19 protein-coding genes are annotated in these 20,877 nt (G+C 66.8%); 11 read left to right on the plus strand and 8 right to left on the minus strand.

The features are described 5' to 3' along the window. Positions 1–46: 46 nt before the first annotated feature. From VX037_RS02055 to VX037_RS02065, 3 genes are read right to left on the minus strand one after another with little or no spacing between them, the layout of a single operon-like run. A complete protein-coding gene (locus VX037_RS02055; RefSeq protein WP_266059710.1) occupies positions 47–319 on the minus strand; it encodes a hypothetical protein in 273 nt (90 codons plus the stop codon). Next, positions 319–834 carry a hypothetical protein gene (locus VX037_RS02060; RefSeq protein WP_266059711.1) on the minus strand — a complete coding sequence of 172 codons (516 nt, stop codon included), beginning with the start codon at positions 832–834 and terminating at the stop codon, positions 319–321. Before VX037_RS02060 ends, VX037_RS02055 begins: the two co-directional genes overlap by 1 nt. A 14-nt stretch (positions 835–848) precedes the next feature. Then, positions 849–2,096 (minus strand): WXG100 family type VII secretion target, encoded by a 1,248-nt coding sequence (locus VX037_RS02065; protein ID WP_266059713.1) that lies wholly within the window; start codon positions 2,094–2,096, stop codon positions 849–851. Positions 2,097–2,620: 524 nt separating this feature from the next. On the opposite strand from VX037_RS02065, the gene VX037_RS02070 reads away from it, so the two are divergent. The 7 genes from VX037_RS02070 (at position 2,621) to VX037_RS02100 (ending at position 10,653) form a co-directional block, all read left to right on the plus strand. Continuing rightward, positions 2,621–3,253: a 50S ribosomal protein L25/general stress protein Ctc gene (locus VX037_RS02070; RefSeq protein WP_235725326.1), complete on the plus strand. Its 633-nt coding sequence runs from the start codon at positions 2,621–2,623 to the stop codon at positions 3,251–3,253. Between the two features lie 19 nt (positions 3,254–3,272). Beyond that, positions 3,273–3,839 carry an aminoacyl-tRNA hydrolase gene (gene pth / locus VX037_RS02075; RefSeq protein WP_266059715.1) on the plus strand — a complete coding sequence of 189 codons (567 nt, stop codon included), beginning with the start codon at positions 3,273–3,275 and terminating at the stop codon, positions 3,837–3,839. 61 nt (positions 3,840–3,900) lie between these two features. Continuing rightward, positions 3,901–5,715 (plus strand): SLC13 family permease, encoded by a 1,815-nt coding sequence (locus tag VX037_RS02080; protein WP_266059716.1) that lies wholly within the window; start codon positions 3,901–3,903, stop codon positions 5,713–5,715. 160 nt (positions 5,716–5,875) lie between these two features. Then, a complete protein-coding gene (locus tag VX037_RS02085) occupies positions 5,876–6,895 on the plus strand; it encodes a beta-ketoacyl-ACP synthase 3 (RefSeq protein ID WP_328713238.1) in 1,020 nt (339 codons plus the stop codon). A gap of 284 nt (positions 6,896–7,179) precedes the next feature. Beyond that, entirely contained in the window at positions 7,180–8,196 is a 1,017-nt protein-coding gene (locus VX037_RS02090) for a beta-ketoacyl-ACP synthase III (protein ID WP_235725323.1), read from the plus strand. Positions 8,197–8,339: 143 nt separating this feature from the next. Further along, on the plus strand, positions 8,340–9,953 hold the full coding sequence (locus tag VX037_RS02095; RefSeq protein WP_235725322.1) for a peptide chain release factor 3: 1,614 nt from the start codon (positions 8,340–8,342) through the stop codon (positions 9,951–9,953). A 25-nt stretch (positions 9,954–9,978) separates the two neighbouring features. After that, a complete protein-coding gene (locus VX037_RS02100) occupies positions 9,979–10,653 on the plus strand; it encodes a hypothetical protein (RefSeq protein WP_235725321.1) in 675 nt (224 codons plus the stop codon). Positions 10,654–10,662: 9 nt separating this feature from the next. On the opposite strand, the gene VX037_RS02105 is transcribed toward VX037_RS02100, so the two are convergent. After that, entirely contained in the window at positions 10,663–11,667 is a 1,005-nt protein-coding gene (locus VX037_RS02105) for an enoyl-CoA hydratase/isomerase family protein (RefSeq protein WP_266059719.1), read from the minus strand. A gap of 199 nt (positions 11,668–11,866) precedes the next feature. Here VX037_RS02105 and VX037_RS02110 point away from each other — a divergent pair, with 199 nt between their 5' ends. The 3 genes from VX037_RS02110 (at position 11,867) to VX037_RS02120 (ending at position 15,178) form a co-directional block, all read left to right on the plus strand. Further along, complete coding sequence (locus tag VX037_RS02110; protein WP_266059720.1) at positions 11,867–13,423, plus strand: ABC-F family ATP-binding cassette domain-containing protein; 1,557 nt, start codon at positions 11,867–11,869, stop codon at positions 13,421–13,423. 23 nt (positions 13,424–13,446) lie between these two features. Then, on the plus strand, positions 13,447–14,181 hold the full coding sequence (locus VX037_RS02115; RefSeq protein ID WP_235725318.1) for an alpha/beta fold hydrolase: 735 nt from the start codon (positions 13,447–13,449) through the stop codon (positions 14,179–14,181). A gap of 151 nt (positions 14,182–14,332) precedes the next feature. Beyond that, positions 14,333–15,178, plus strand: coding sequence for an SGNH/GDSL hydrolase family protein (locus VX037_RS02120; RefSeq protein ID WP_287015578.1), 846 nt, complete (start codon positions 14,333–14,335; stop codon positions 15,176–15,178). Positions 15,179–15,188: 10 nt separating this feature from the next. Here the strand turns inward: VX037_RS02120 and VX037_RS02125 are convergent, their stop codons facing one another. Continuing rightward, positions 15,189–17,015 (minus strand): ABC-F family ATP-binding cassette domain-containing protein, encoded by a 1,827-nt coding sequence (locus tag VX037_RS02125; RefSeq protein ID WP_328713057.1) that lies wholly within the window; start codon positions 17,013–17,015, stop codon positions 15,189–15,191. A 109-nt stretch (positions 17,016–17,124) separates the two neighbouring features. Between VX037_RS02125 and VX037_RS02130 the strand changes: the two genes are divergently transcribed. After that, a complete protein-coding gene (locus VX037_RS02130; protein WP_372512275.1) occupies positions 17,125–17,865 on the plus strand; it encodes a glycoside hydrolase family 25 protein in 741 nt (246 codons plus the stop codon). A 4-nt stretch (positions 17,866–17,869) separates the two neighbouring features. Here VX037_RS02130 and VX037_RS02135 read toward each other — a convergent pair whose 3' ends face one another. Genes VX037_RS02135 through VX037_RS02145 form a run of 3 tightly spaced genes read right to left on the minus strand, consistent with a single transcriptional unit; the run spans position 17,870 to position 20,838 of the window. Beyond that, positions 17,870–18,805: a 4-(cytidine 5'-diphospho)-2-C-methyl-D-erythritol kinase gene (locus VX037_RS02135; protein ID WP_287015536.1), complete on the minus strand. Its 936-nt coding sequence runs from the start codon at positions 18,803–18,805 to the stop codon at positions 17,870–17,872. 54 nt (positions 18,806–18,859) lie between these two features. Further along, the gene (gene rsmA, locus VX037_RS02140; protein WP_287015537.1) at positions 18,860–19,753 is read right to left on the minus strand and encodes a 16S rRNA (adenine(1518)-N(6)/adenine(1519)-N(6))-dimethyltransferase RsmA; all 894 of its coding nucleotides are present in this window, start codon (positions 19,751–19,753) and stop codon (positions 18,860–18,862) included. Next, positions 19,717–20,838: a resuscitation-promoting factor gene (locus VX037_RS02145; protein ID WP_235725314.1), complete on the minus strand. Its 1,122-nt coding sequence runs from the start codon at positions 20,836–20,838 to the stop codon at positions 19,717–19,719. The genes rsmA and VX037_RS02145 overlap by 37 nt, the downstream gene beginning before the upstream one ends. Between the last annotated feature and the right edge of the window lie 39 nt (positions 20,839–20,877).

The raw sequence follows: 20,877 nt of genomic DNA on the forward strand, positions 1-20,877 counted from the left end.
TATGCCTGTGACGGCGGGTTGCGGATAGGTTCCGCGGAGCCATACCTCACTCGGAGGAAAGCCAGCCTCCCCGGCGCGCGTTGCGGTAGGCCTGTTCGGCCTCGTCCTCGAGTTGGGACTGGGCGAGCGCTGCTCGCCGTTGCGCCTCGCGCTGCTCACGCTCGTGCGCCCCGCGTTCGGATCGTTCACGCTCGCGTCGCTCAAGTTCGAGGCGGTCGGCATGGGCGTGTGCACGGGCAGCAGCGGTGTGTAGCCGGTCCAGGGAATCGAACAATTTCCGCTTGGCGGCTTCCATCTCCGGTGGCAGAGACGAGGTCATTACGTCCACCCCAAACCTTCGACGATCTTCTCCACCTGTGGGAGCGCGTGGCTGCAGACCGCACCGTCATCCGGCGCCAACTCGGAAGTCACAGTCTCGGCCGGTGTGATTTCCAATTGGATGTACTCCGACGAACCGTCCACGGCAACATCAGCGACACAGTCGATGTGGTCAGACAACGCTGCGTTGAAGTACAGAACCCCGCCGGCAAATCTCAGCGCTCGGTCATCGGCATCATCTGCTTCAGCTAACCCGGGCCGGATTTCGTAGCGCGCGACCCCTTCGTCGTTGCCGACGACCCACGTGCACCCCTGCTCAGTGACATCTGCGCTCGTCAGCGGAATATTGCCCAAGAGTTCGGCCAGATCTGACCCGTCTAGGACGGCGCATTTGCCAGCCACGTGCACATCTGGCCCATCGATCGCGGTGACGCTGTTCGATTGTGAAGCGCCCGAGCTCGTCTCGGCACCTGACGAGCAGGCGACAAGCGATAGCCCAATGAAGCCGAGAATCATATACCGCCGAAGTCTCATGCAATGCCTTCCCTTGCGTCGCCCCCGGTCTCGGGCTCGTATGGCGCCTGAGGTCTGTCGCGCAGGTCGTCGACACCCATCAGTGTGTCGACATCACGGAGCACCTGCACTCTGTGACGCCCTCGTTCCAGTTCCTCCTTGTAAGGGGCCAGCTTCTCGTTCACCGCATCCTGCCCCTTTTCCTTTGCGAAACCTACCGGGTCCTGTGCGAACTCGATGAACTCTTGGAACGCCTCAACACCCCGGCGGACTTCCTCGATCAGTGGAAGGACTTCTTGACCGATGGCGATGAGCGCCTTTGCCAGATCACCCAGCTGCGCGGCGGTGCCGAGCAATGGGATGGATTTGGCGAGTGCCTTGACGACTCCCGAGGTGCCCCTGACTGTGATCACTTTCTCGAATTCGTTGATGATCACTCGCAGCGCGGCCCCGACTGCGTTCTCGAACTCCGCGGCCGCTTTCTCGAAACCCTCGCGAAGCATGCGCCCCAGCGCCGCCTCCCATTCCATGTAGTCCGTGGCATTGCGGGAGTAGTCGGCGAATGCGTGGGCTGCCTTGCCATCCCACGACCCATCGATCCTCGCGGTCTGGGCGGCGACGTCGTTGCCGATCGTCCCGACAGCGGTGCCCGCCTTGCTGTACACCTCGCCGATACGGCGAAGCTCCTCCCAATTGCCCGAAATTGGTTTTATCGCTTGCCGGATAGGACTCCAATGCCCATATTGCTCGACCGTGGCGTCGATCTCAGCGAGCCATCCCGATGTCTCCTCGATCAGGCCACGAATGTCGGGCTCGGAGTGGGGCGGAGCGGAGACGTCGATCGGCGTCGGCGATCCTGTGTTCACGGCACCCGGGTAGGGGTCCACCACGATCTTTCGCCGACTGTTCGCCGGGTCGACGTCGATGTCGAACCCGTTCTCTCCGGGCCCACGTTCCACCGACCGGACATGTTGGCGGAAGATCTCCGCATTCTCCGCCTCGGCCCCGTGGAAGATCCACGCTGATTTAGCCAGTCCAGAGGCGATCGATCCTAAAGTCTCCCCCATGTCCACCCATCGACTCTGGGTGGCCAGTTGCAGCGTGACCACCGGATCGGTCAGCGCAGACATCAGACCGGAGAAGTCGTTGGTGGTACCGGCCTCACGCAGCAGTCCCATGATGCGCTCGTAATCCGCGACGTTCTCCCCGACGAAATTCCCGAAACCAGCAATCTCCGCAGGCTCGGCTCTGAACGTTTCCCCCATGCCCCCGCTTGTTCCCCCAACTCGATCTGCCCGATTCTCACTCGCTCACAGACTTGGACGCACCGTACCCGCGATCGGTTCCATCGATTTCGGCGGACGCACCGTGGACCGCCAAATGGGTGACCTCGATGCGCCTCCTCGCGGGCTCGTCGGCTGCTCGACCAGCGCCTCACGTCCTACCGCCCTTCCCGCGCGCCGATTTGCCTCCCGCGCGTGAAGGTTCGCGCGCGGGAGCACGACAGCCGCGCGAGAGATAAACCGCCGCGCGCTAAGGGGGTCGGGGGCACCCCGCGACCAGCAGACCGTCCCGACCAGCGCGCATGTGACATTCGCCCTGACCATCGGCTATCCTTGCCGTCGTTGTCACGGCGAGGGTGGGCATCCACCGTTATCGGCGCGACCACCGCGAATCTTCTCCGCAGGTCATATGACTCCTGCATGTTGGTTCGGGGTCGTCGTCGCTCGCCGCGACCGACCCGAACAACCACGGTTCACCCCGAACCGACCGAATGAGGAGAAGAACAATGGCGACTCAGGCCTCCAAACTGACTGTCACCACCCGTACCGAAAAGGGCAAGGGCGCGGCTCGTCGCGCACGCCGCGAGGGTAAGGTTCCCGCCGTACTGTACGGCCACGGCACCGACCCGCAGCACCTCAGCCTGCCGGCGCTCGAGTTCGCCGCCATCCTGCGCGCCAACGGCGTCAATGCGGTCGTCGACCTCGACATCGAGGGCTCCAGCCAGCTCGCACTGACCAAGCAGGTCGACGTCCACCCGATCCGCAACTACATCGAGCATGCGGACCTGCTCGTCATCCGCCGCGGCGAGAAGGTCACCGTCGAGGTCTACGTCGTCGTCGAGGGTGAGGCAGCGCCGGGCACCCTGGTCACCCAGGACGCCAGCACCATCGAGATCGAGGCCGACGCGCTCTCGATCCCGGAGCAGATCACCGTCGACGTCGAGGGTGTCGAGGCCGGCAACGCCGTGCACGCCTCGGATCTGGCCCTGCCCGAGGGCGTCACGCTGATCAGCGATCCCGACACCCTCGTCGTCGCCATCAACGAGGCCCCGTCGGCCTCGGCGCTGGAAGAAGAGGCCGAAGAGGCCGGTGCCGAGACCCCCGGTACCGATGAGGCCGCCGAAGAGTCGGCCGAGTAGTCACCGGCGTCCGTCGAGAATGAAATTCATTGTCGGGCTGGGTAATCCCGGTCCGAAGTACGAGAAGACGAGGCACAACATCGGCGCGATGGTCGCCGATGGCCTCGTCGCCTCGGCCGGCGAGCGGTGGAAACTGCACAAGAAGTCGGGCGCGCAACTCGCCCCGATCACCCTCGCCGGCCATCAGGCGCTCGTTGCGAAACCACGCAACTACATGAACGAGTGCGGCCGTCAGATCGGCCCACTCGCGAAGTTCTACTCCGTACCGGCCGCCGACTTGATCGTGCTGCACGACGAACTCGACATCGACTTCGGGCAGCTACGTCTCAAGCAGGGCGGTGGCGAGGGCGGGCACAACGGTCTGCGCTCGATCAGTCAGGCCATCGGTTCACGCGACTACCTCCGAATTCGCCTCGGCATCGGGCGGCCCCCCGGACGTCAAGACCCGGCCGACTTCGTGCTGAAGCCGTTTCCCTCGGCAGCGCGCACGGAAGTGGAGTTGCTGATCGGCCGCGGCATCGACGCCGCCGAACTCCTGGTCTCACACGGGCTCGAAGCCGCACAGAACACCGTCCACGCGTGGTGAGTGTCCCCGGTCCTGCGTGACATCGACTGCGGACAGGCGACCGTGATGCAACGATGAGACGGTGTCCGACGCCACGCTGAGCCTGGTGATCCTCGCCGTCACCATCGTGCTGTTCGTCTGGAATCGGCTGCCCGTCGGCGTGGTCGCCATCGCCTCGGCGCTGGCTCTCTACTTCTGCGGACTGATCGACCTGGCCGGTCTCACCACCGGCCTTGGCGACAACGTGATCGTGTTCATCGCGGCGTTGTTCGTGGTGAGCGAAGGACTCGAGGCCTCCGGCATCACCGCGTGGGCCGGACGACTACTGACCCGGGCGGCCGGTACCGGCCGGGTGCGGGTGCTCGGAGCGATCACCATTCTGTCGGCGATATTGTCCGCGCTCATCACCATCAATGGTGCCGCCGCCGCATTGGTGCCGGTGACCGTCGCCGTGGCACGGCACGCATTCATGCTGCCGTCGAAAGTGCTGATCCCACTGGCCTATGCGTGCAGCGCCGGGTCGATGCTCACCCTCAGCGGCAGTCCGGTGAACGTCATCGTCAACGACGCGGCCCGCACCGCCACCGGCAACGGATTCTCCTACTTCGAATTCGGCCTCATCGGCATTCCCCTGGTCATAGTCACGTTCGCGGTGATCGCGATCTTCGGCGGTCGGCTGCTTCCGGACCGCCGCTCCACGGCGCTGCCCGCCGACTTCAGCAACTATCTCGGCACCGTGGTGGACCATTACGGACTCGGTGAACGCGTCTACCGTCTGCATGTCGGGGCCGAGTCGAGCTGCGTCGGCACGCCGGTACGCGATGCCGTGGCGTCGGACACCCGCGACGTGCTGCCGATCGCCGCGCAGGGCGGTCTCGGCGCCGGTCTCGTCGAATCCGGGCATCGGCTCCAGAACGGCGATGTCCTGGTGGTGTCCGGATCCGGGCAGGCAGTCGACGACTTCGCGCGCAGTTGCGAGTTGACCGTCGAGGACGTGGCCGGACGGCATGCCCGGTCCGGACGACTGATCGATCGCGATGCCGGCGTGAGCGAGGTGGTCATTCCGCCACGTTCGGAGTGGATCGGCAGCAAGGTGTGCCCCGGAATGGTGCGTTCCGAGGACGGCCTGCTGGTCATGTCGATCCGCCGGCGCAACAAGGACGTCGGCCCGCGGTCGGTGGAACTCGTCGAGGGCGACACCATGTTGGTGCACGGCCCGTGGCGTGCCATCGATGCCCTCGCCGACAACCAGCAGGTGTTGGTCGTCGGCTCCTCCGAGCAGCTACGCCGCCAGACCGTCGCTCTCGGCCACAGCGCGCCACGTGCGGGCGTGATCCTGGTGGCGATGATCGCCCTGCTCGCCAGCGGTGCGGTACCTCCGGTGGTGGCCGGGCTGCTCGCCGCGCTGGCCATGGTCGTCAGCAAGGTCATCACCTCCGAACAGGCGTATCGCGCAGTGTCATGGCCGACGGTGGTGCTCATCGCGGCACTCATCCCGATGTCGTCTGCGATCACCGACAGCGGCGGAGCAGAACTGATCGCCCAGCCGATTGTGGACCTGGTGGCCGACCGCAGCGCCTACCTGTTGCTGATCGTGTTGTTCCTGCTCACCGCCATTCTCGGGCAGTTCATCAGCAACGCCGCCACGACTTTGATCGTGATCCCGATCGCGCTGGCCGCAGCAGCCGACATCGGTGTCGATCCCCGGCCGATCCTGATGCTGGTGTGTACCGCGGCCGCCGCGGCGGTGCTGACACCGATCGCCACTCCGGCGAACATGATCGTGATGAATCCCGGCGGATACCGGTTCGGCGATTACTGGCGACTCGGCGTGATCGTGATGGCGTGCTGGCTGGTCATCGCGGTCCTGCTGATACCGGTGTTCTGGCCGCTGTAACAGGTCGCGCATGCCGCACACCCTCCCGAACACAGATCTGCCGCTGGCCGGCGGCGTGGTTACTTCCCGGTAAAGACATGCCTACAATCGCAGCGTCCGATCAACGACGAACGGAGTCAGCGTGGGCATTGCGGCAAACACCGGCCACCAGAACGTAGCGATGCTGGGCATCGGCGCCTACCGGCCGCGCCGGCTGGTCTCCAACGACGAGGTCTGCGAAGTACTCGACTCGAACGACGAGTGGATCTTTGAGCGCAGCGGTATCCGCAACCGTCGATGGATCAGCGGCGATGAGTCGGCGCGCTCGATGGCGGCGGCCGCCGCCGAGCGGGCGATCCGCAACTCCGGGGTGCCCAAGGAGAAGATCGGCGCCCTCATCCTGGCCACCAACAGCTGGAAGACGAAGATCCCGCACGGCGGCCCGATCGTGGCGTTCGACATCGGGCTCAACGGCATTCCCGCCTACGATGTCGCGGCCGGCTGCGGCGGCTTCGGCTACGGCCTGGGCATCGCCGCCGACACCGTGCGCGCAGGCTCCGCAGAGTATGTCCTGGTGGTCGGGGTGGAGACCATGTCGGTGGTGATGGAACCCACCGACCGCAACACCGCCTTCATCTTCGGCGACGGGGCCGGCGCCGTCGTCGTCGGGCCAAGTGAACTCAACGGAATCTCGCCCACGGTCTGGGGTAGCGACGGTGAGAATGCGGAGGCCATCGGTCAGAACTACGACATCCCCGAGTACATGGACCGTGCACAGGAGTTCCAGCACAAGGACCCCGCCACCGACCCGGTCGGGCGGATGGTGGTGACCATGCAGGGGCCACGTGTTTTCCGCTGGGCCGCCATCACCCTGCCCAAGGCCCTGACGACCGTGCTGGAGACCTCCGGCGTCGGCATCGAGGACATCGAGGTCTTCGTGCCACATCAGGCCAATGCCCGGATCAACGAGCTGATGAAGAAAAACCTTGGTCTGGCCGACGAGATCCCCATGGCTAACGACATCGAGAACACCGGCAACACGTCGGCCGCCTCGATCCCGCTGGCGATGGAAGAGATGCTCGCGACCGGCAAGGCCACCGGCGGCCAGATCGCCCTGCTCCTCGGGTTCGGTGCCGGACTGAGTTACGCCGGCGCGGTCGTGACGCTTCCGCCGGCGCCGACGGAGACGAGCTTGCGCTGAGGTGTGGGGTGGGTTTCGATACGGCTCCTCGCTACGCTCGTCACCTACTCAACCCAAGGGTTTCGATACGGAGGACTCGCCGCCACCCGGTGATCGAGTAGACGCGAGCGAGCGCAGCGAGCCCGCGGCGTATCGAGATCACGAAACCCGCCCGCTCCCCGTCCAGCACACGGCCGTGTCCCCCGCAACACCGTGTACACGCCGGCAACGACGAACGGGCTACTTCCCAGTAGGGCCGCAATGTGAGACCGTCTATGTCGGGTCGCATAGGGAAAGGGACACGCATGGCTGTCATCGCGGACACCACCGGGATCAACAACATCGGGATGCTCGGCATCGGTGCCTATCGGCCCGAACGGGTCGTCACCAACGACGAGATCTGTGAACACATCGACTCGTCGGACGAGTGGATCTACACCCGGACCGGCATCAAGACCCGCCGCTTCGCCCGCCGCGACGAGGACGTCACCGAAATGGCCGTCCACGCCGGCCGCACAGCGATCGCCAACGCCTTGCTGTCCGGTTCCGACATCGACGCGGTCATCCTCGCCACCAACACCCACCTGCTGCTGACGCCGGCCGGAGCGACCAGGGTCGCCACCGAACTGGGCGCCAACGGCGTTCCCGCATTCGACGTGACCGTGGGCTGTGCGGGCTTCGGCTACGCGATGGCGTTGGCGTCGGACATGGTGCGCGGCGGAAGCGCGACCCACGTCCTGGTGATCGGCGCCGAGCAGCTGTCGGTGACGCTCGACATGACCGACCGCAGCAACTGCTTCATCTTCGGCGACGGTGCCGGCGCCGTGGTGGTCGGGCCGACCGAGGACCAGCAGCTCGGGCCGGTCGTCTGGGGCAGCGACGGCTCGCAGTTCGACGCGATCCGCCAGGACATCGACTGGGTGACCTTCCTCGACAGCGACCGCACCCAGCGGCCGTACGTGCGGCTGCAGGGAACTGCGGTGTTCCGCTGGGCCGCTTTCGAGATGGGCAAGGTCGCGCAGCGCGCGCTCGAGGCCGCCAAGATCGGCTCCGAAGACGTCGACGTCTTTGTCCCCCACCAGGCCAACACGCGCATCAACGACCTGCTTGCCAAGACGCTGCACCTGCGCGAGGGGGTTCCGGTCGCCAACGACATCGAGCACACCGGCAACACCTCGGCCGCGTCGATCCCGTTGGCCATGGAAGAACTGCTGTCCACCGGTGCCGCCAAGCCCGGCGACACCGCGCTGCTGCTCGGCTATGGCGCCGGCCTCAGCTACGCCGCACAGGTCGTCAAGATGCCGCCGGTCCCGTTCGAATAGCCACCACCTTCCTCGCGCGTCCACCACTTGTTCGCGCGCGCAGCGTCGTGCGCGCGACCACGGTGGACGTGCGAGAACCGAACCATGTTCGGACCCGGCGCGCGATTTTGCCCGGTGAGCGCGCCGGGCGGTAGCCTCGTCGGGTGAGTTCAGATGCTGCCACCGTGTCCCACGAGGTGAAGCGGCGTCGCACCTTCGCCATCATCAGTCATCCCGACGCCGGTAAGTCGACGATGACCGAGGCGCTGGCGCTGCACGCGCGCATGATCAGCGAGGCCGGCGCCATCCACGGCAAGGCCGGCCGCAAGTCGACGGTATCGGACTGGATGGAAATGGAGAAGGCGCGCGGAATCTCGGTGAGTTCCACCGCGCTGCAGTTCAACTACGCCTCCGAGCACTCCACCGACGACGTCCCGAACGTCATCAACCTCGTGGATACCCCCGGTCACGCCGATTTCTCCGAGGACACCTACCGGGTGCTGACAGCCGTCGACGCCGCGGTCATGCTGATCGACGCCGCCAAGGGCCTCGAACCGCAGACCCTCAAGCTGTTCCAGGTCTGTCGCCATCGCGGCATCCCGGTGATCACCGTGATCAACAAATGGGACCGGCCCGGCCAGACGCCGCTCGAACTCATCGACGAGATCACCGAACGCATCGGCCTCATCCCCACACCGCTCTACTTCCCGGTCGGCATCGCCGGCGACTTCCGAGGACTCCTCGACCGCCGCAGCGGCGAGTACATCCGTTTCACCCGTACCGCCGGTGGGGCGAAGGTGGCCCCGGAGGAGATCCTCGACGGCGACGCGGCTGCCGCACGCGAGGGCGACGAGTGGACGGCAGCGCTCGAGGAGAGTGAATTGCTCGGCGAGATGGGCCAGGACCACGATCAGGAGATGTTCCTGGCCGGCCAGACGTCGCCGATGATCTTTGCGTCGGCCATGCTCAATTTCGGTGTGCGACAACTGCTCGAGACGCTGGTCGAACTCGCACCACCCCCGGCCGGTCGCGCCGATATCGACGGATCGGTTCGGTCGGTCACCGACCCGTTCAGCGCCGTGGTCTTCAAGGTGCAGGCGGGAATGGACACCAGTCATCGAGATCGCCTGGCCTACATGCGGATCGTGTCCGGCGAATTCGAGCGCGGCATGGTGGTGACACACGCACAGACCGGAAAACCCTTCGCCACCAAGTACGCCCAGGCGGTATTCGGTCGGGACCGCTCCACCGTCGACCGAGCCTACCCGGGTGACGTCGTGGGCCTGGTGAACGCGATGGCGTTGGCACCCGGCGACACGTTGTACATCGATTCGAAGGTGCAGTACCCACCGATCCCGTCGTTTGCGCCCGAGCACTTCTCGGCGATCCGCGTCAACACCGCCGACAAGTACAAGCAGTTCCGCAAGGCGATGGAGCAGATGGACAGCGAAGGCGTGGTTCAGGTCTTGCGCAACGAACTGCGCGGCGACGCCTCGCCCGTCCTCGCCGCCGTCGGGCCGATGCAGTTCGAGGTGGTCACGGCCCGGATGAAATCCGAGTTCAACGTCGACACCACCATCGAACCGCTCGGCTACTCATTGGCCCGGCGTACCGACGCCGACAGCGCCGCCGATCTCGGCCGCCAACGCGGAGTTGAGGTGTTCACTCGCACCGACGGAGCGCTCCTGGCTCTGTTCAGCGACAAGTGGCGACTGCAGTTCATCCAGAAGGAACATCCCGACCTGATGCTCGAACCCCTTGTCGCCGCTGCGGACTGAGCCCGCACGACGGGTTTCGACACCGGTGATCGCGCTTGCGGCCGCGGCGGTCACGCTCGGTCCGCTCACCGGATGCGGGTCCGGCGATCACGACCCGGACGGCCCATCGAGTTCGAGACCGGCCACGGCCGCGGTTGCCCCGGTCGACGCCGCCGAATGCCGCGAACGACCGGCCGGGGGACGAATCGACCGAGCCGGCCATGATCTCGAGTTCCGTTCCGGCAGTATGCACGTAGCCATCGCCGGCACAGGTGCCGACGGTGCGGCCGGATCGGCCTGCTACGGATTCACCAAGTGGGGTAACGCCGATCCGTCGGTGCCGCCGGACAGCCTGTTGTTCGTGTTCACCGGACCGGGTGACGACGGTGCACAGCTGGAACTACTGGTGGGTGACCTCACCGGTGGCGTCCTGCCACCGATCGGCGGCGTTCGTCCGCGGGTGGGCCCGCTCGACGCCCCCATCGATTCGTCGGTCGGCGTCACGGTGGGGGGCACGTACTATCACTCCGCGACATGTCCGCTGACGGTCACCGCGATGTCGTCGGAGCGGGCCGCCGGCACCTTCACCTGCTCGGCGGCCACACGATCGCACAGCAACCCGTTCGCACCCAACGAGGACATCGACGAGGACTCCGAAACCGAAACCACCGTCAGCGACGCCAGTGTGACACTCTCGGGGTGGTTCGAGACGACGCCGTGACCGAGCGGCTCAGGCCGCTCCCACGATGCGCGCCACCGATTCCGGATCGACGTCATCGATGGATGCCGGATCGAATCGGGGCCGACGATCCTTGTCCACGAGGACGGCGCGCACACCTTCGGCGAAGTCGGCGGTCGCGGTGATCTGCTCGGCGGCATGCAATTCGCGCTCCAGGCATTCGTCGAGCACCGAATGCGCACCGGCGGTGAGCATTGCCGCGGTCACCCAGAGACTCGTCGGTGACGCCTGTTCGATCATGTCGACCATCCGCTCGGCCCACGGGTCGCCGAGGGCACCCCGCAAACCGCCGACGATGCCGGTGACGTTGTCGTCGACGAAGTACTCCTTGATCTTGGCCAGCGGCAACTCCGCGGCCGGACGATGCCGCCGACCACCGAGGACATCGATCAGCGGCACCCCGGTGCGGATTTCCTCGGTGACGTCGTCGATCTCTGCCGAATCGACGAAATGCGTTGCCATACCGACCTCGACGGCATCGGCGCCACCGATCCGTGAGCCGGTCAGCCCGAGCCACATGCCCACTCCGTCCGGTAGCCGGGGCAGGAAGTAGGTGGAACCGACATCGGGGACGAACCCGATCGCGGTCTCCGGCATGGCGAGTACCGCCCTCTCGGTCACCACGCGTACCTCTCCGTGCACACTGATGCCGAGTCCACCCCCCATCGCCGCGCCGTCGATCACACTCACATACGGCTTGGGATACTCGGCCACGAGCTGATCGAGCCGGTACTCACTCGCGAAGTAGTGGCTCACCGCGTCTGCCTGTCCCGCCAGCGCATGGTCGCGGATCGCGCGGATGTCGCCGCCGGCGCAGAAAGCGCGTTCGCTCGCCGAGGTGACCAGGACCGTGTCGATGCCGTCGTCGTCTCCCCAGTCCGACAACACTCGGTACATGTCGTCGATCATGGTCTGATCCAGCGCGTTGAGGGCGGCAGGCCGGTCGAGAACGATCTCACCGACCCGGTTGACGATCGATGTGCGGATGAACGACATATCGGCCACGTTAGCGTCTCGGTCGGCAGAAAAGAGTTGGCGTCTTCCGGACCTGCGGCGCTATCGTGAGGTCATCGGCATCACGCCACCACCGACAACGAGGAGTGTTCACCGGTCATGAACCGCTGAGGTCGGCCCGACTCGCCCGCGTGCTCATCACGCCACGCCGGCTACCGTTCACCACCTCAGGGAGCTCTCCATGACCGCATCCACCCATCAACCGTCGCCGGCCGTCACCCTGTCCGACGTCTCGTTCGCGTGGCCCGACGGCACCGTCGTTTTCGACCATCTGACGATGCACGTCCCCACCGGGGTCTGCTCACTCGTCGGAGCCAATGGCGCCGGGAAGTCCACCCTGCTGCGATTGATCGCCGGCGACCTCGTGCCGCGCACCGGCAGCGTCACCGTGGCCGGAGACGTCGGTGTGGTGACGCAGCATCCCCACGATGCACCCGAACGCACCATCGCCGCGGTGCTCGGCGTCGACGCCATCCGAGACGCGCTGCGACGCATCGAGAGCGGTTCTATCGACGAACACGACTTCGCGGTCGTCGGCGATGACTGGGACATCGAGGAACGGGTCGCAGCGAGCCTGGACGCGCTGGGGCTGCCCACCGACACCGATCGCACGGTCCGTTCGTTGTCGGGAGGAGAGGCGACGTTGCTCGCGATCGTCGCCGAGCTCATCCGACGCCCGTCGATCTTGCTGCTCGACGAACCGACGAACAACCTGGACACACCGTCGCGCGCCCGCCTCTTCGACGCGTTGGACCGATTCGGGGGCACGGTCATGGCGGTCAGCCATGACCTCGAGCTACTCGAACGGACCGATTCGACACTGGAGTTGTATCGGGGCTCGGTACGCGTGTTCGGCGGCCCCTACTCGCTGTATCGAGAGACCCTCGACGCCGAGCAACAGGCAGCCGAGGCCGCAGTCACCAACGCAGCCTCCGACCTGCGCAAACAGCGCCGTGAACTGAAGGAGGCGCAGATCAAGCTCGACCGGCGGGCCCGAACGGCCGCCACGGCCGAACGGGAGAAGCGGGTACCGAAGATCGTCGCCCACCTGCGCCGGGACGCCGCACAGGTGTCGGCGGGAAAGCTGCGAAACGCCCACCGCGACGATGTATCCGCCGCATCGGAGCGACTCGACACCGCACGCGACGGGGTGCGCGACGACCGCACCGCCCGCATCGTGATGCCCGTGGCGCAGGTGGCGACCCGGGCCCGCATCGTCGACGACGACCAGCTGACGATCGACGGACCGGAGCGGGTCGCGCTGGTGGGCGCCAATGGCTCGGGAAAGACCACGTTGATCGCCGAGTTGATCACCGATGGACGCATACTGGCTCCGTATGCGTATGTGCCGCAGCAGATCACCTTCGCCGACCCCCGGCAGGGCATCGCCGACGCGATTGCCGTCACGCACCCGCAGGTCGACGAACAGACGATCCGCGCGCATCTCGCCCGATTCTTGTTCCGCGGCAAGCGTGCCGACCGAGCTCTCGGTGAGTTGTCCGGCGGTGAGCGGCTACGGGTGGCCATGGCGATGTCGCTGCTGGCCGATCCCGTCCCCGCACTGCTGATACTCGACGAGCCCACCAACAACCTCGACGTCGACACCACCGAAGAGCTCGTCGCGGCCCTGCGGCAGTGGCAAGGTGCGCTGCTGGTGGTGTCGCATGACCACGGGTTCCTGGACCGGATCGGCATCGACCGGAGCGTCGAGCGGCCCGCCGGCCGCGACAAGCCGTGACGCCCACGGCATACTGGCCTCCGATGAGCGCAGCGCAGGAAGTCTCACCTACTCCCGTGGTCTGTGTCCACGGACTCCGAGTCAGCGGCTCGGCCCTCCACCGCATCGCGGCCGGTATCACCGACCGCCCGGTGGCCACCCCCGATCTCCCCGGGCACGGAACGCGAGCCGACGAACGATTCGACATCGACGGCGCGGTGCAGGCGGTGCTCGACGCCATCGATTCACTCGGCAGACCTGCGGTGGTCGCCGGTATGTCGCTCGGCGGCTACGTCGCGATGGCCACGGCCGGCCGCCACCCCGATGCGGTGGCCGGACTGGTGGTGATGTGCGCGACCGCGCAGCCCAGCCGTCTGCTCGCCTCCCCCTTCCGCGCCTTCGGCGCCGCGACGAGCGTCCTGCCCCGGCAGGCGGCGGCGATCAGCAAGGCCCTGACCCGGATGGCCGTGGGTGGTCAGGTCGCCCGTGACATGGAGGCCGGCGGCCTTGCGCTGCACTCCATTCGCGATGTCGTCGACGCCCTGGCCGATCTCGATGCGCTGAGCGAGGTCGCACAGTATCCGGGTCCGATCGAGTTTCTCAACGGCGGCTGGGACCAGTTCCGCATCCATGAGCGGCGCTTCGCCTCTGTCTCACCGCTGGCGCAGGTGCACGTGGTTCCGCGGGCCAGCCACCTGTTCCCGTTGATCCAGCCCGCCGAGACGGCCGCGATGATCACGCGATTCGCCCACCGGTGCGACGCGTTGCGAACCGTGTGACCCCGCGGCGGATCCGGATTACGGCCGCGCGAACGAAGTGATGTCCCCTACAATCCCAAAGAACATTCAGGGGGTTGCACCACACATGGTTTCTCGTCACTTGCCCACCATCCCGGCCGGGAGGCGGCGAGCCCGCCTCGTGCTGACGTCGATGCTGTTGGCGGTCGTGCTGCTGACCGGTCTGAGCACCGTGGTGGCTCCGGCGGCGGATGCGACACCGGCTCGCTACACGGGTGGCACCTACGTCGCGATGGGCGATTCCCGCGCGTCCGGCGGCTTCTTCTCCCCTACCCCCGACTACTTCCTGGGCTGCAAACGCTCGGCGTTCAACTATCCGGCGATAGTCGCGGTGATGACGTTACCGCGCCGGTTCATCGACACCTCGTGTGCCGGCGCGCAGGCGCCGGATCTCTACCGCACCACCCAACGCACCAACCGTGGAACCAAGCCACCCCAAGCACACCTGGTACCGCGTGATGCACAGGTCATCACGGTCAGCATCGGTGGTAACGACATGCGCTGGGGTGCGATCCTGGTCCACTGCAACACGACACCGCTCAACGATCGTCGGTGTCGACACAATCCGCGCCTCGAGAACGAGGTTCGATGGCGGATCGCGCGGATGGAGAACCGCGTGCGCCCCGCGCTGCGGGCCATCCGCGCCAAGGCGCCCCGCGCCAAGATCATCGTCGTCGGCATCGGCGGGTTCATGGGTAGTCACGGTTGCTGGCCGTTGGTGCCGATCAGTGATCCCGACGTCCGGTGGATGAATCGGGTGTTCGACCGCGCCGGTGATGCACTGCGGCGGGCGACGGCCACGGTCGGCGGGACATTCATCGACGCCAACCGCCGATCGGCCGGTCACGACCCGTGCAATCTGATCGCCCCCTGGTATGAGAGCTCACTGTCCAACGGCAGTCTGGCCTACCCTTATCACATCAACCAGCAAGGCGCCGTGGCGATTGCAGCGATGGTCAACGGCGCCATCCGTCGCTGACCACCGGCGCTCACTCGACTTTCTCCGCGGCGTCGAGCCACGCGGCCTCGGCAGCTTCCTTGTCGGCAACCACCTGACGCAGTTCGGAGTTGAGCTCCTGAAGGCGTTCGGGATCGGTGGCCGCCTCGGCCAGCGAGACGTGCAGCTTTTCCTCACGTTTGGTGAGCTGATCCATCTGGCGCTCAAGACGATTCATCGTCTTGCGTGCCTCGCGGTGTTCGGCGGCGCTGACGGTCGGCGTGGTCACCGCAGATGCCGTCGCACCGACGTCTACGGAATCCGCCTCCGACGCGGACGACTTCTTGGGGCGTGCTGCGGTGGAACCGATCTCGCGACGACGCCGTAGATACTGTTCGATGCCGCCGGGCAGATTGGTAAGCGCGCCGTCGCCGAACAGCGCCCACGTGCTGTCGCAGATTCGCTCGATGAGATAGCGATCGTGGCTGATGACGACCAAGGTGCCCGCCCAACTGTCGAGCAGGTCCTCGAGTTGCTGCAGGGTGTCGAAGTCGAGGTCGTTTTTGGGCTCGTCGAGCAGCAGGACGTTGGGCTCGGCCATCAACACCCGCGTAATCTGGAGGCGTCGACGTTCCCCGCCGGAGAGATCGCCCACCGGTGTGCGCTGCCGCGCCGGGCTGAACCCGAGCCGTTCGGCGAGCTGCGATGCCGACATCTCTTTGTCGCCCACCATGATCCGCGTGGCCACATCCTCCACCGCGTCGAGCACCCGCTGGTCCTCGTCGAGGTCGTCGAGCTCCTGGCGCAGCCATCCGATCGTCACCGTGGTGCCCTCGACGCGGCGCCCGGGGGCCACGTCGACCTCTCCGGCCAAGGCGCGCAGCAGGGTCGTCTTACCCGAACCGTTGACCCCGACCAGGCCGATGCGCTCGCCGGGCGCCAGCCGCCAGGTCAGATCGTCCACCAACGTCTCACCGGCGGGTGTGGCGATCCGGGCGTCCTCCAGCTCCACCACCACTCGTCCGAGCCGGCGCTTGGCGAACGCCGACAGCGTCACGCTGTCCCGCGGCGGCGGGACGTCGGCGATGAGCCGTTCGGCGGCCTCGATCCGGTAGCGCGGCTTGGATGTACGCGCGGGCGGTCCACGTCGAAGCCAGGCCAGTTCCTTGCGGGCGAGGTTGCGGCGACGCTCTTCGGCGGCGTCGGCGAGCCGGGATCGTTCGGCGCGCGCGAAGATCCAATCGTTGTAGCCACCCTCGTACTCGTCGACGCCACCCGAGTGCACTTCCCAGGTCCGGGTGGCGACGGTGTCGAGGAACCACCGATCGTGGGTGACCACGACGAGGGCACTGCGGCGCGCCACGAGGTGCTCGGCGAGCCACTGCACGCCCTCGACATCGAGATGGTTGGTCGGCTCGTCGAGGATCAACAGGTCGGCCTCCGAGATCAGCGCGGCTGCCAGTCCCACCCGACGGCGTTGCCCGCCGGACAGTTCGTCGACCTTGGAATCGAGCAGCTCATCGACGCCGATGCCCGCGAGAATGCCCCGGATCCGGGGATCGCCCGCCCACTCGTGGACTGCGACCTGCGGTCCGCCGACCACCACGTCGGACACGGTCGCGCCGGCCGGCAGCTCACCTCGCTGGGTCACCGTGGCGACGCGGATGTCGCCGGCGCGTGAGACCCGCCCACTGTCCGGTTCGGTGATTCCACCGAGGATCTCCAGCAACGTGGTCTTGCCACCACCGTTGAGTCCGACGACCCCGATCCGCTGGCCTTCGTGAACGCCGAGGGACACCGAGTCCAACAACGGCTTGATGCCGTAGCTCTTGCTGATTCGGTCCGCGTTGATCAGCGCGACGGGATTTGCGGGTGCCACTCGGATGACCCTAGCAACGGACCCTCGGTGACCGGCGACACCGCCCGGGCATCAGATCCAGTCGACAAACATTCTGCGCGATCCTGCATCGATGCAATAGCGTGGAGCCGTGATCCTCCGGCGACTGATCGTGGCCACGGTGACCGCGGCCTCCGTCGGACTCTGCGCTGCGATGACGGATTCGCCGCAGGCCGGTGCCGCCCCACAGGTAGGGCCGGACGTGTCCAGTCATCAGCATCCCGACGGCGCGGCCATCAACTGGTTCGCGGTGCGCGCCTCCGGACAGCAGATGGCCATGGTGAAGGCCACCGAGTCCACGTGGTACGTGAACCCGCATTTCGTGCCCGACAGTCTGGCGATTCGCGCTGCAGGTCTCATCCGCGGCACCTACCACTACGCCGATCCGAGCCGGCCGGCCGGACAACAGGCACTCTTCTATGCCGCGACAGTGCTCGGCCAGAACGGCATTCTGGACCTTCCGCCGGTACTCGACCTCGAACACTCCGGCGGCCTCGGCCCGCGCGCGCTGGCCGCCTGGGTCCGCGAGTTCTTCGCTGTCCTCGAGCCGTTGACCGGGCGAAAGACGATCCTCTACACCTACCCGAACTTCTGGAACACCGCGATGGGTGCCACCCGGGAGTTCGCCGACCACCCGCTGTGGATCGCCTCGTACAACGGCGCCGCGGCACCGCAGATGCCCCGTGGGGGTTGGCGGACATGGACCTTTTGGCAGTTCACCAGCTCGGGTCGACTACCCGGTGTGTCCACTCCGGTGGATCTCAACCGATACAACGGATCCGTCGCTTCGCTGCGCGCCTACGGCAACGCCATCAACGTCTTCGGCAGTTGACTGGTCAGGCCGACAGAATCCGGGCACCGGGGACCGGCCCGGTGGCGGTGCGTACCGCACGAGCCACCCCGGCACCGGACAGTTCCGCGGCGACGTCGACCGCCGACGTCTCGTCGGCGCACAGGAAGGCGCAGGTGGGCCCCGACCCGGAGACGATCCCGTTGAGCGCGCCCGCATCGATACCTGCGCGCAAGGTGCGCCGCAGTACCGGCTGCAGGCTCAGCGCGGCGGGTTGGAGATCGTTGTGCAGCAGCGGTGCCACGGTATGCGGATCGCCCGAGGTGAGCGCGGCCATCAGGTCATCGGGTCGCCGCGCCGCGACATCGGTGTCGGCGCGGTTGTCCCGCAGTCGATCGAGTTCGCGGTACACGGCGGGCGTGGACAGTCCCGATCGTGCGATCGCGAGCACCCAGTGGAATTCACCGCGGGCGAGGATCGGCATCAATTGTTCGCCGCGACCGGTTCCCAACGCCGTCGCACCGTGCAGGGCGAAGGGCACGTCACTACCGAGACCGGCCGCGATCTCGGTGAGTTCCTCACGCCCGATGTCCAGTCCCCACAGATTCACGGCCCCGACCAGGGCGCCGGCGGCGTCGGCACTTCCGCCGGCCATTCCGCCGGCCACCGGTATCCGCTTGTCGATGTCGATGGCGACCCGCGGGCTCCGGTCGGCGCGCCGCGCCACCTCGGCCACCGCACGGGCCGCGAGATTGGTGCTGTCGCCGGGTACGTCGGCGGCCCCTTCCCCGCGGGTGGTCACCCGGAGCTCACCGGCGGGGCTCAGCCGCACATCGTCGTACAGCGACAGCGCCTGATACACCGTGACCAGATCGTGGAATCCGTCATCGCGTAGCGGACCCACGCCGAGGTGCAGATTGACCTTGGCCGGCACCCGCACGGTGACCGCATCGGACACCACCGACAACGACGCTCGAGACACAGGTAATCAGGGTAATCGAGAGGGCATCGCGGGTTGCGGACGCCGACGCGGCGATCAGGAGGCGTCGACGGCCGCCAGCCGGACGAAGTCGTCGATGTCGAGGCGTTCACCACGGATGCCGGGATCGATGCCGGCGGCCCGGAGTCGTCGTTCTGCCTCCACCGCGCCGCCGGCCCAGCCGGCCAGCGCCGAGCGCATCGTCTTGCGGCGCTGCGCGAACGCCGCGTCGATCACCGTGAACACGCTGCGCCGCACTCCCGGGTCGTCGGGGTGGGCTTGGGTGCGATCGATCCGGACCAGGCCGGATTCGACCTTCGGCTCAGGCCAGAAGACGTTGCGTCCGACGGCGCCGGCGCGGCGGACGGTACCGAAGTAGCGGGCCTTCACGCTCGGCACCCCGTAGACCCGGCCACCGGGCCCGGCGGCCAGCCGGTCGGCTACTTCTGCCTGCACCATCACCAGAGCAGTTGCGATGGTCGGGAAGTCGGCCATCAGGTGCAGGAGCACCGGAACGGCGACGTTGTAGGGCAGGTTCGCGACGAGCGCGGTCGGGGCGACGGGGAGATCGGCCTGCCCCACGGTCATGGCGTCCGCGGTGACGACGGTGAAGCGATCCGCCTGCACCGGTGCGAACTCCTCGATGGTGGCGGGGAGCCGGGCGGCGAGGACGGGGTCGATCTCGACGGCGACCACGCGCCCGGCCGCGCCGAGCAACGCCAGGGTCAGCGACCCGAGGCCGGGCCCGACCTCGAGAACGGTGTCGTCGACGCCGACACCGGACTCGGCGACGATGCGCCGCACCGTGTTGGCGTCATGGACGAAGTTCTGCCCCAACGTCTTGGTGGGGCGCACCCCGATCTCCGCGGCCAGTGTGCGGATCTGGGCGGGCCCGAGGAGGCGTGGTGAGTCGCTCAGCGCAGTCCCAGCTTCGATGAGCAGGACGGCCATGCGCCCCACCCCTGGGCTGCCTGGGTCTTCTTGGCGATGGCGATCTGCTCCTCGCGGGATGCGAGGTCGGCACGCGGGGCGTACTCGGTGCCACCCCACCGTTCCCAGGTGTTCTGGTCGAACTGCACGCCGCCGTAGAACCCGTTGCCGGTGTTGATCGCCCAGTTGCCGGTGGCTTCACACTGCGCCAGCGCATCCCAGACCGAACCCGAAGGGACGAACGGTGCGCCGGGCTTGGTGCCGATGCGGACGGTGGCGGCCAGTGGTTCGGTGAGCATTTCGGAGTCGAGCTTCTCGCGCTTGACGACCTTGCCGTTGACCGTGGTGACCGAATAGGTGACCTTGGCCTCACCCGGTTTGCCCGGGTTGACGACGACCTTGCGATCGCGGACCAGGTTGGGGTCCTCCTTCTCGATCTCCGGCGGGGCCACATCCTCGGTGACGGTCGAATCCGCGGTGCGGATACGGGTCACCGTGATCTTCATGTTCTCGGTGACCGGAGTGTCGGCGGCGGGTTCCACCTCGTCGTCACCGGACAATGGTTTGCCGGTCTCGGCGAGGAGTTCACCGACGGTCTTGGCCGCGACGACCGGACGGAAGCTCGTCACGCCGTCGGTCAGCCGAACCGGCTTGGGAGTGGTGACGTCGACGACCGCGCCGTCGACCGGCAACGCGTTGCCGCTCGGGAAGTTCGTGTCGGTGGCGGTGTCGGTGAGCCCCTGCTCGGTGAGCAGGTCATCCAGGTCGGCGGCGGTCGTCTCGACCATCTGCCGTTGCCCGTCGACGTCGAGGGCCACTTCCTTGAGCCGGTTGAAGGTGATGGTCTGTCCGTCACCGACCCCGGCGTCGAGCGGCGGGGAGACGTGGTCACCGGACTCCGGGTCGAAACCCTGCGACCGCAGCACCGAGTCGACCGACATCGACATGGTCGAGACGTTGCGGACCTGACCGTCGACGTTGAGCTCGACGTCCTTGTGCATTGCGACACCCATGACGCCGCCCGCGGTGAGGGTGGTCAGCACGGCGCCGACAGCGACCCGCGCACGGGTGGACTTCGAGTTGTTGATGTGGGCGAGGAGAGACAAGGCGGAACATCCTGGTCGGGGACAATTGCGTCCGCACTG

This window comes from Gordonia sp. Z-3 (assembly GCF_036233855.1).
GTDB classification, from domain to species: domain Bacteria; phylum Actinomycetota; class Actinomycetes; order Mycobacteriales; family Mycobacteriaceae; genus Gordonia; species Gordonia tangerina.

What these genes read in the sequence shown, in the direction of transcription:
- VX037_RS02115 (WP_235725318.1), top strand. Translation starts at nt 13,447, where the DNA reads ATGAGCGCAGCGCAGGAAGTCTCACCTACTCCCGTGGTCTGTGTCCAC.
- VX037_RS02105 (WP_266059719.1), bottom strand. Translation starts at nt 11,667, where the DNA reads ATGTCGTTCATCCGCACATCGATCGTCAACCGGGTCGGTGAGATCGTT.
- VX037_RS02055 (WP_266059710.1), bottom strand. Translation starts at nt 319, where the DNA reads ATGACCTCGTCTCTGCCACCGGAGATGGAAGCCGCCAAGCGGAAATTG.
- pth (WP_266059715.1), top strand. Translation starts at nt 3,273, where the DNA reads ATGAAATTCATTGTCGGGCTGGGTAATCCCGGTCCGAAGTACGAGAAG.
- VX037_RS02070 (WP_235725326.1), top strand. Translation starts at nt 2,621, where the DNA reads ATGGCGACTCAGGCCTCCAAACTGACTGTCACCACCCGTACCGAAAAG.
- VX037_RS02090 (WP_235725323.1), top strand. Translation starts at nt 7,180, where the DNA reads ATGGCTGTCATCGCGGACACCACCGGGATCAACAACATCGGGATGCTC.
- VX037_RS02120 (WP_287015578.1), top strand. Translation starts at nt 14,333, where the DNA reads ATGCTGTTGGCGGTCGTGCTGCTGACCGGTCTGAGCACCGTGGTGGCT.
- rsmA (WP_287015537.1), bottom strand. Translation starts at nt 19,753, where the DNA reads ATGGCCGTCCTGCTCATCGAAGCTGGGACTGCGCTGAGCGACTCACCA.
- VX037_RS02110 (WP_266059720.1), top strand. Translation starts at nt 11,867, where the DNA reads ATGACCGCATCCACCCATCAACCGTCGCCGGCCGTCACCCTGTCCGAC.
- VX037_RS02065 (WP_266059713.1), bottom strand. Translation starts at nt 2,096, where the DNA reads ATGGGGGAAACGTTCAGAGCCGAGCCTGCGGAGATTGCTGGTTTCGGG.
- VX037_RS02060 (WP_266059711.1), bottom strand. Translation starts at nt 834, where the DNA reads ATGATTCTCGGCTTCATTGGGCTATCGCTTGTCGCCTGCTCGTCAGGT.
- VX037_RS02085 (WP_328713238.1), top strand. Translation starts at nt 5,876, where the DNA reads ATGCTGGGCATCGGCGCCTACCGGCCGCGCCGGCTGGTCTCCAACGAC.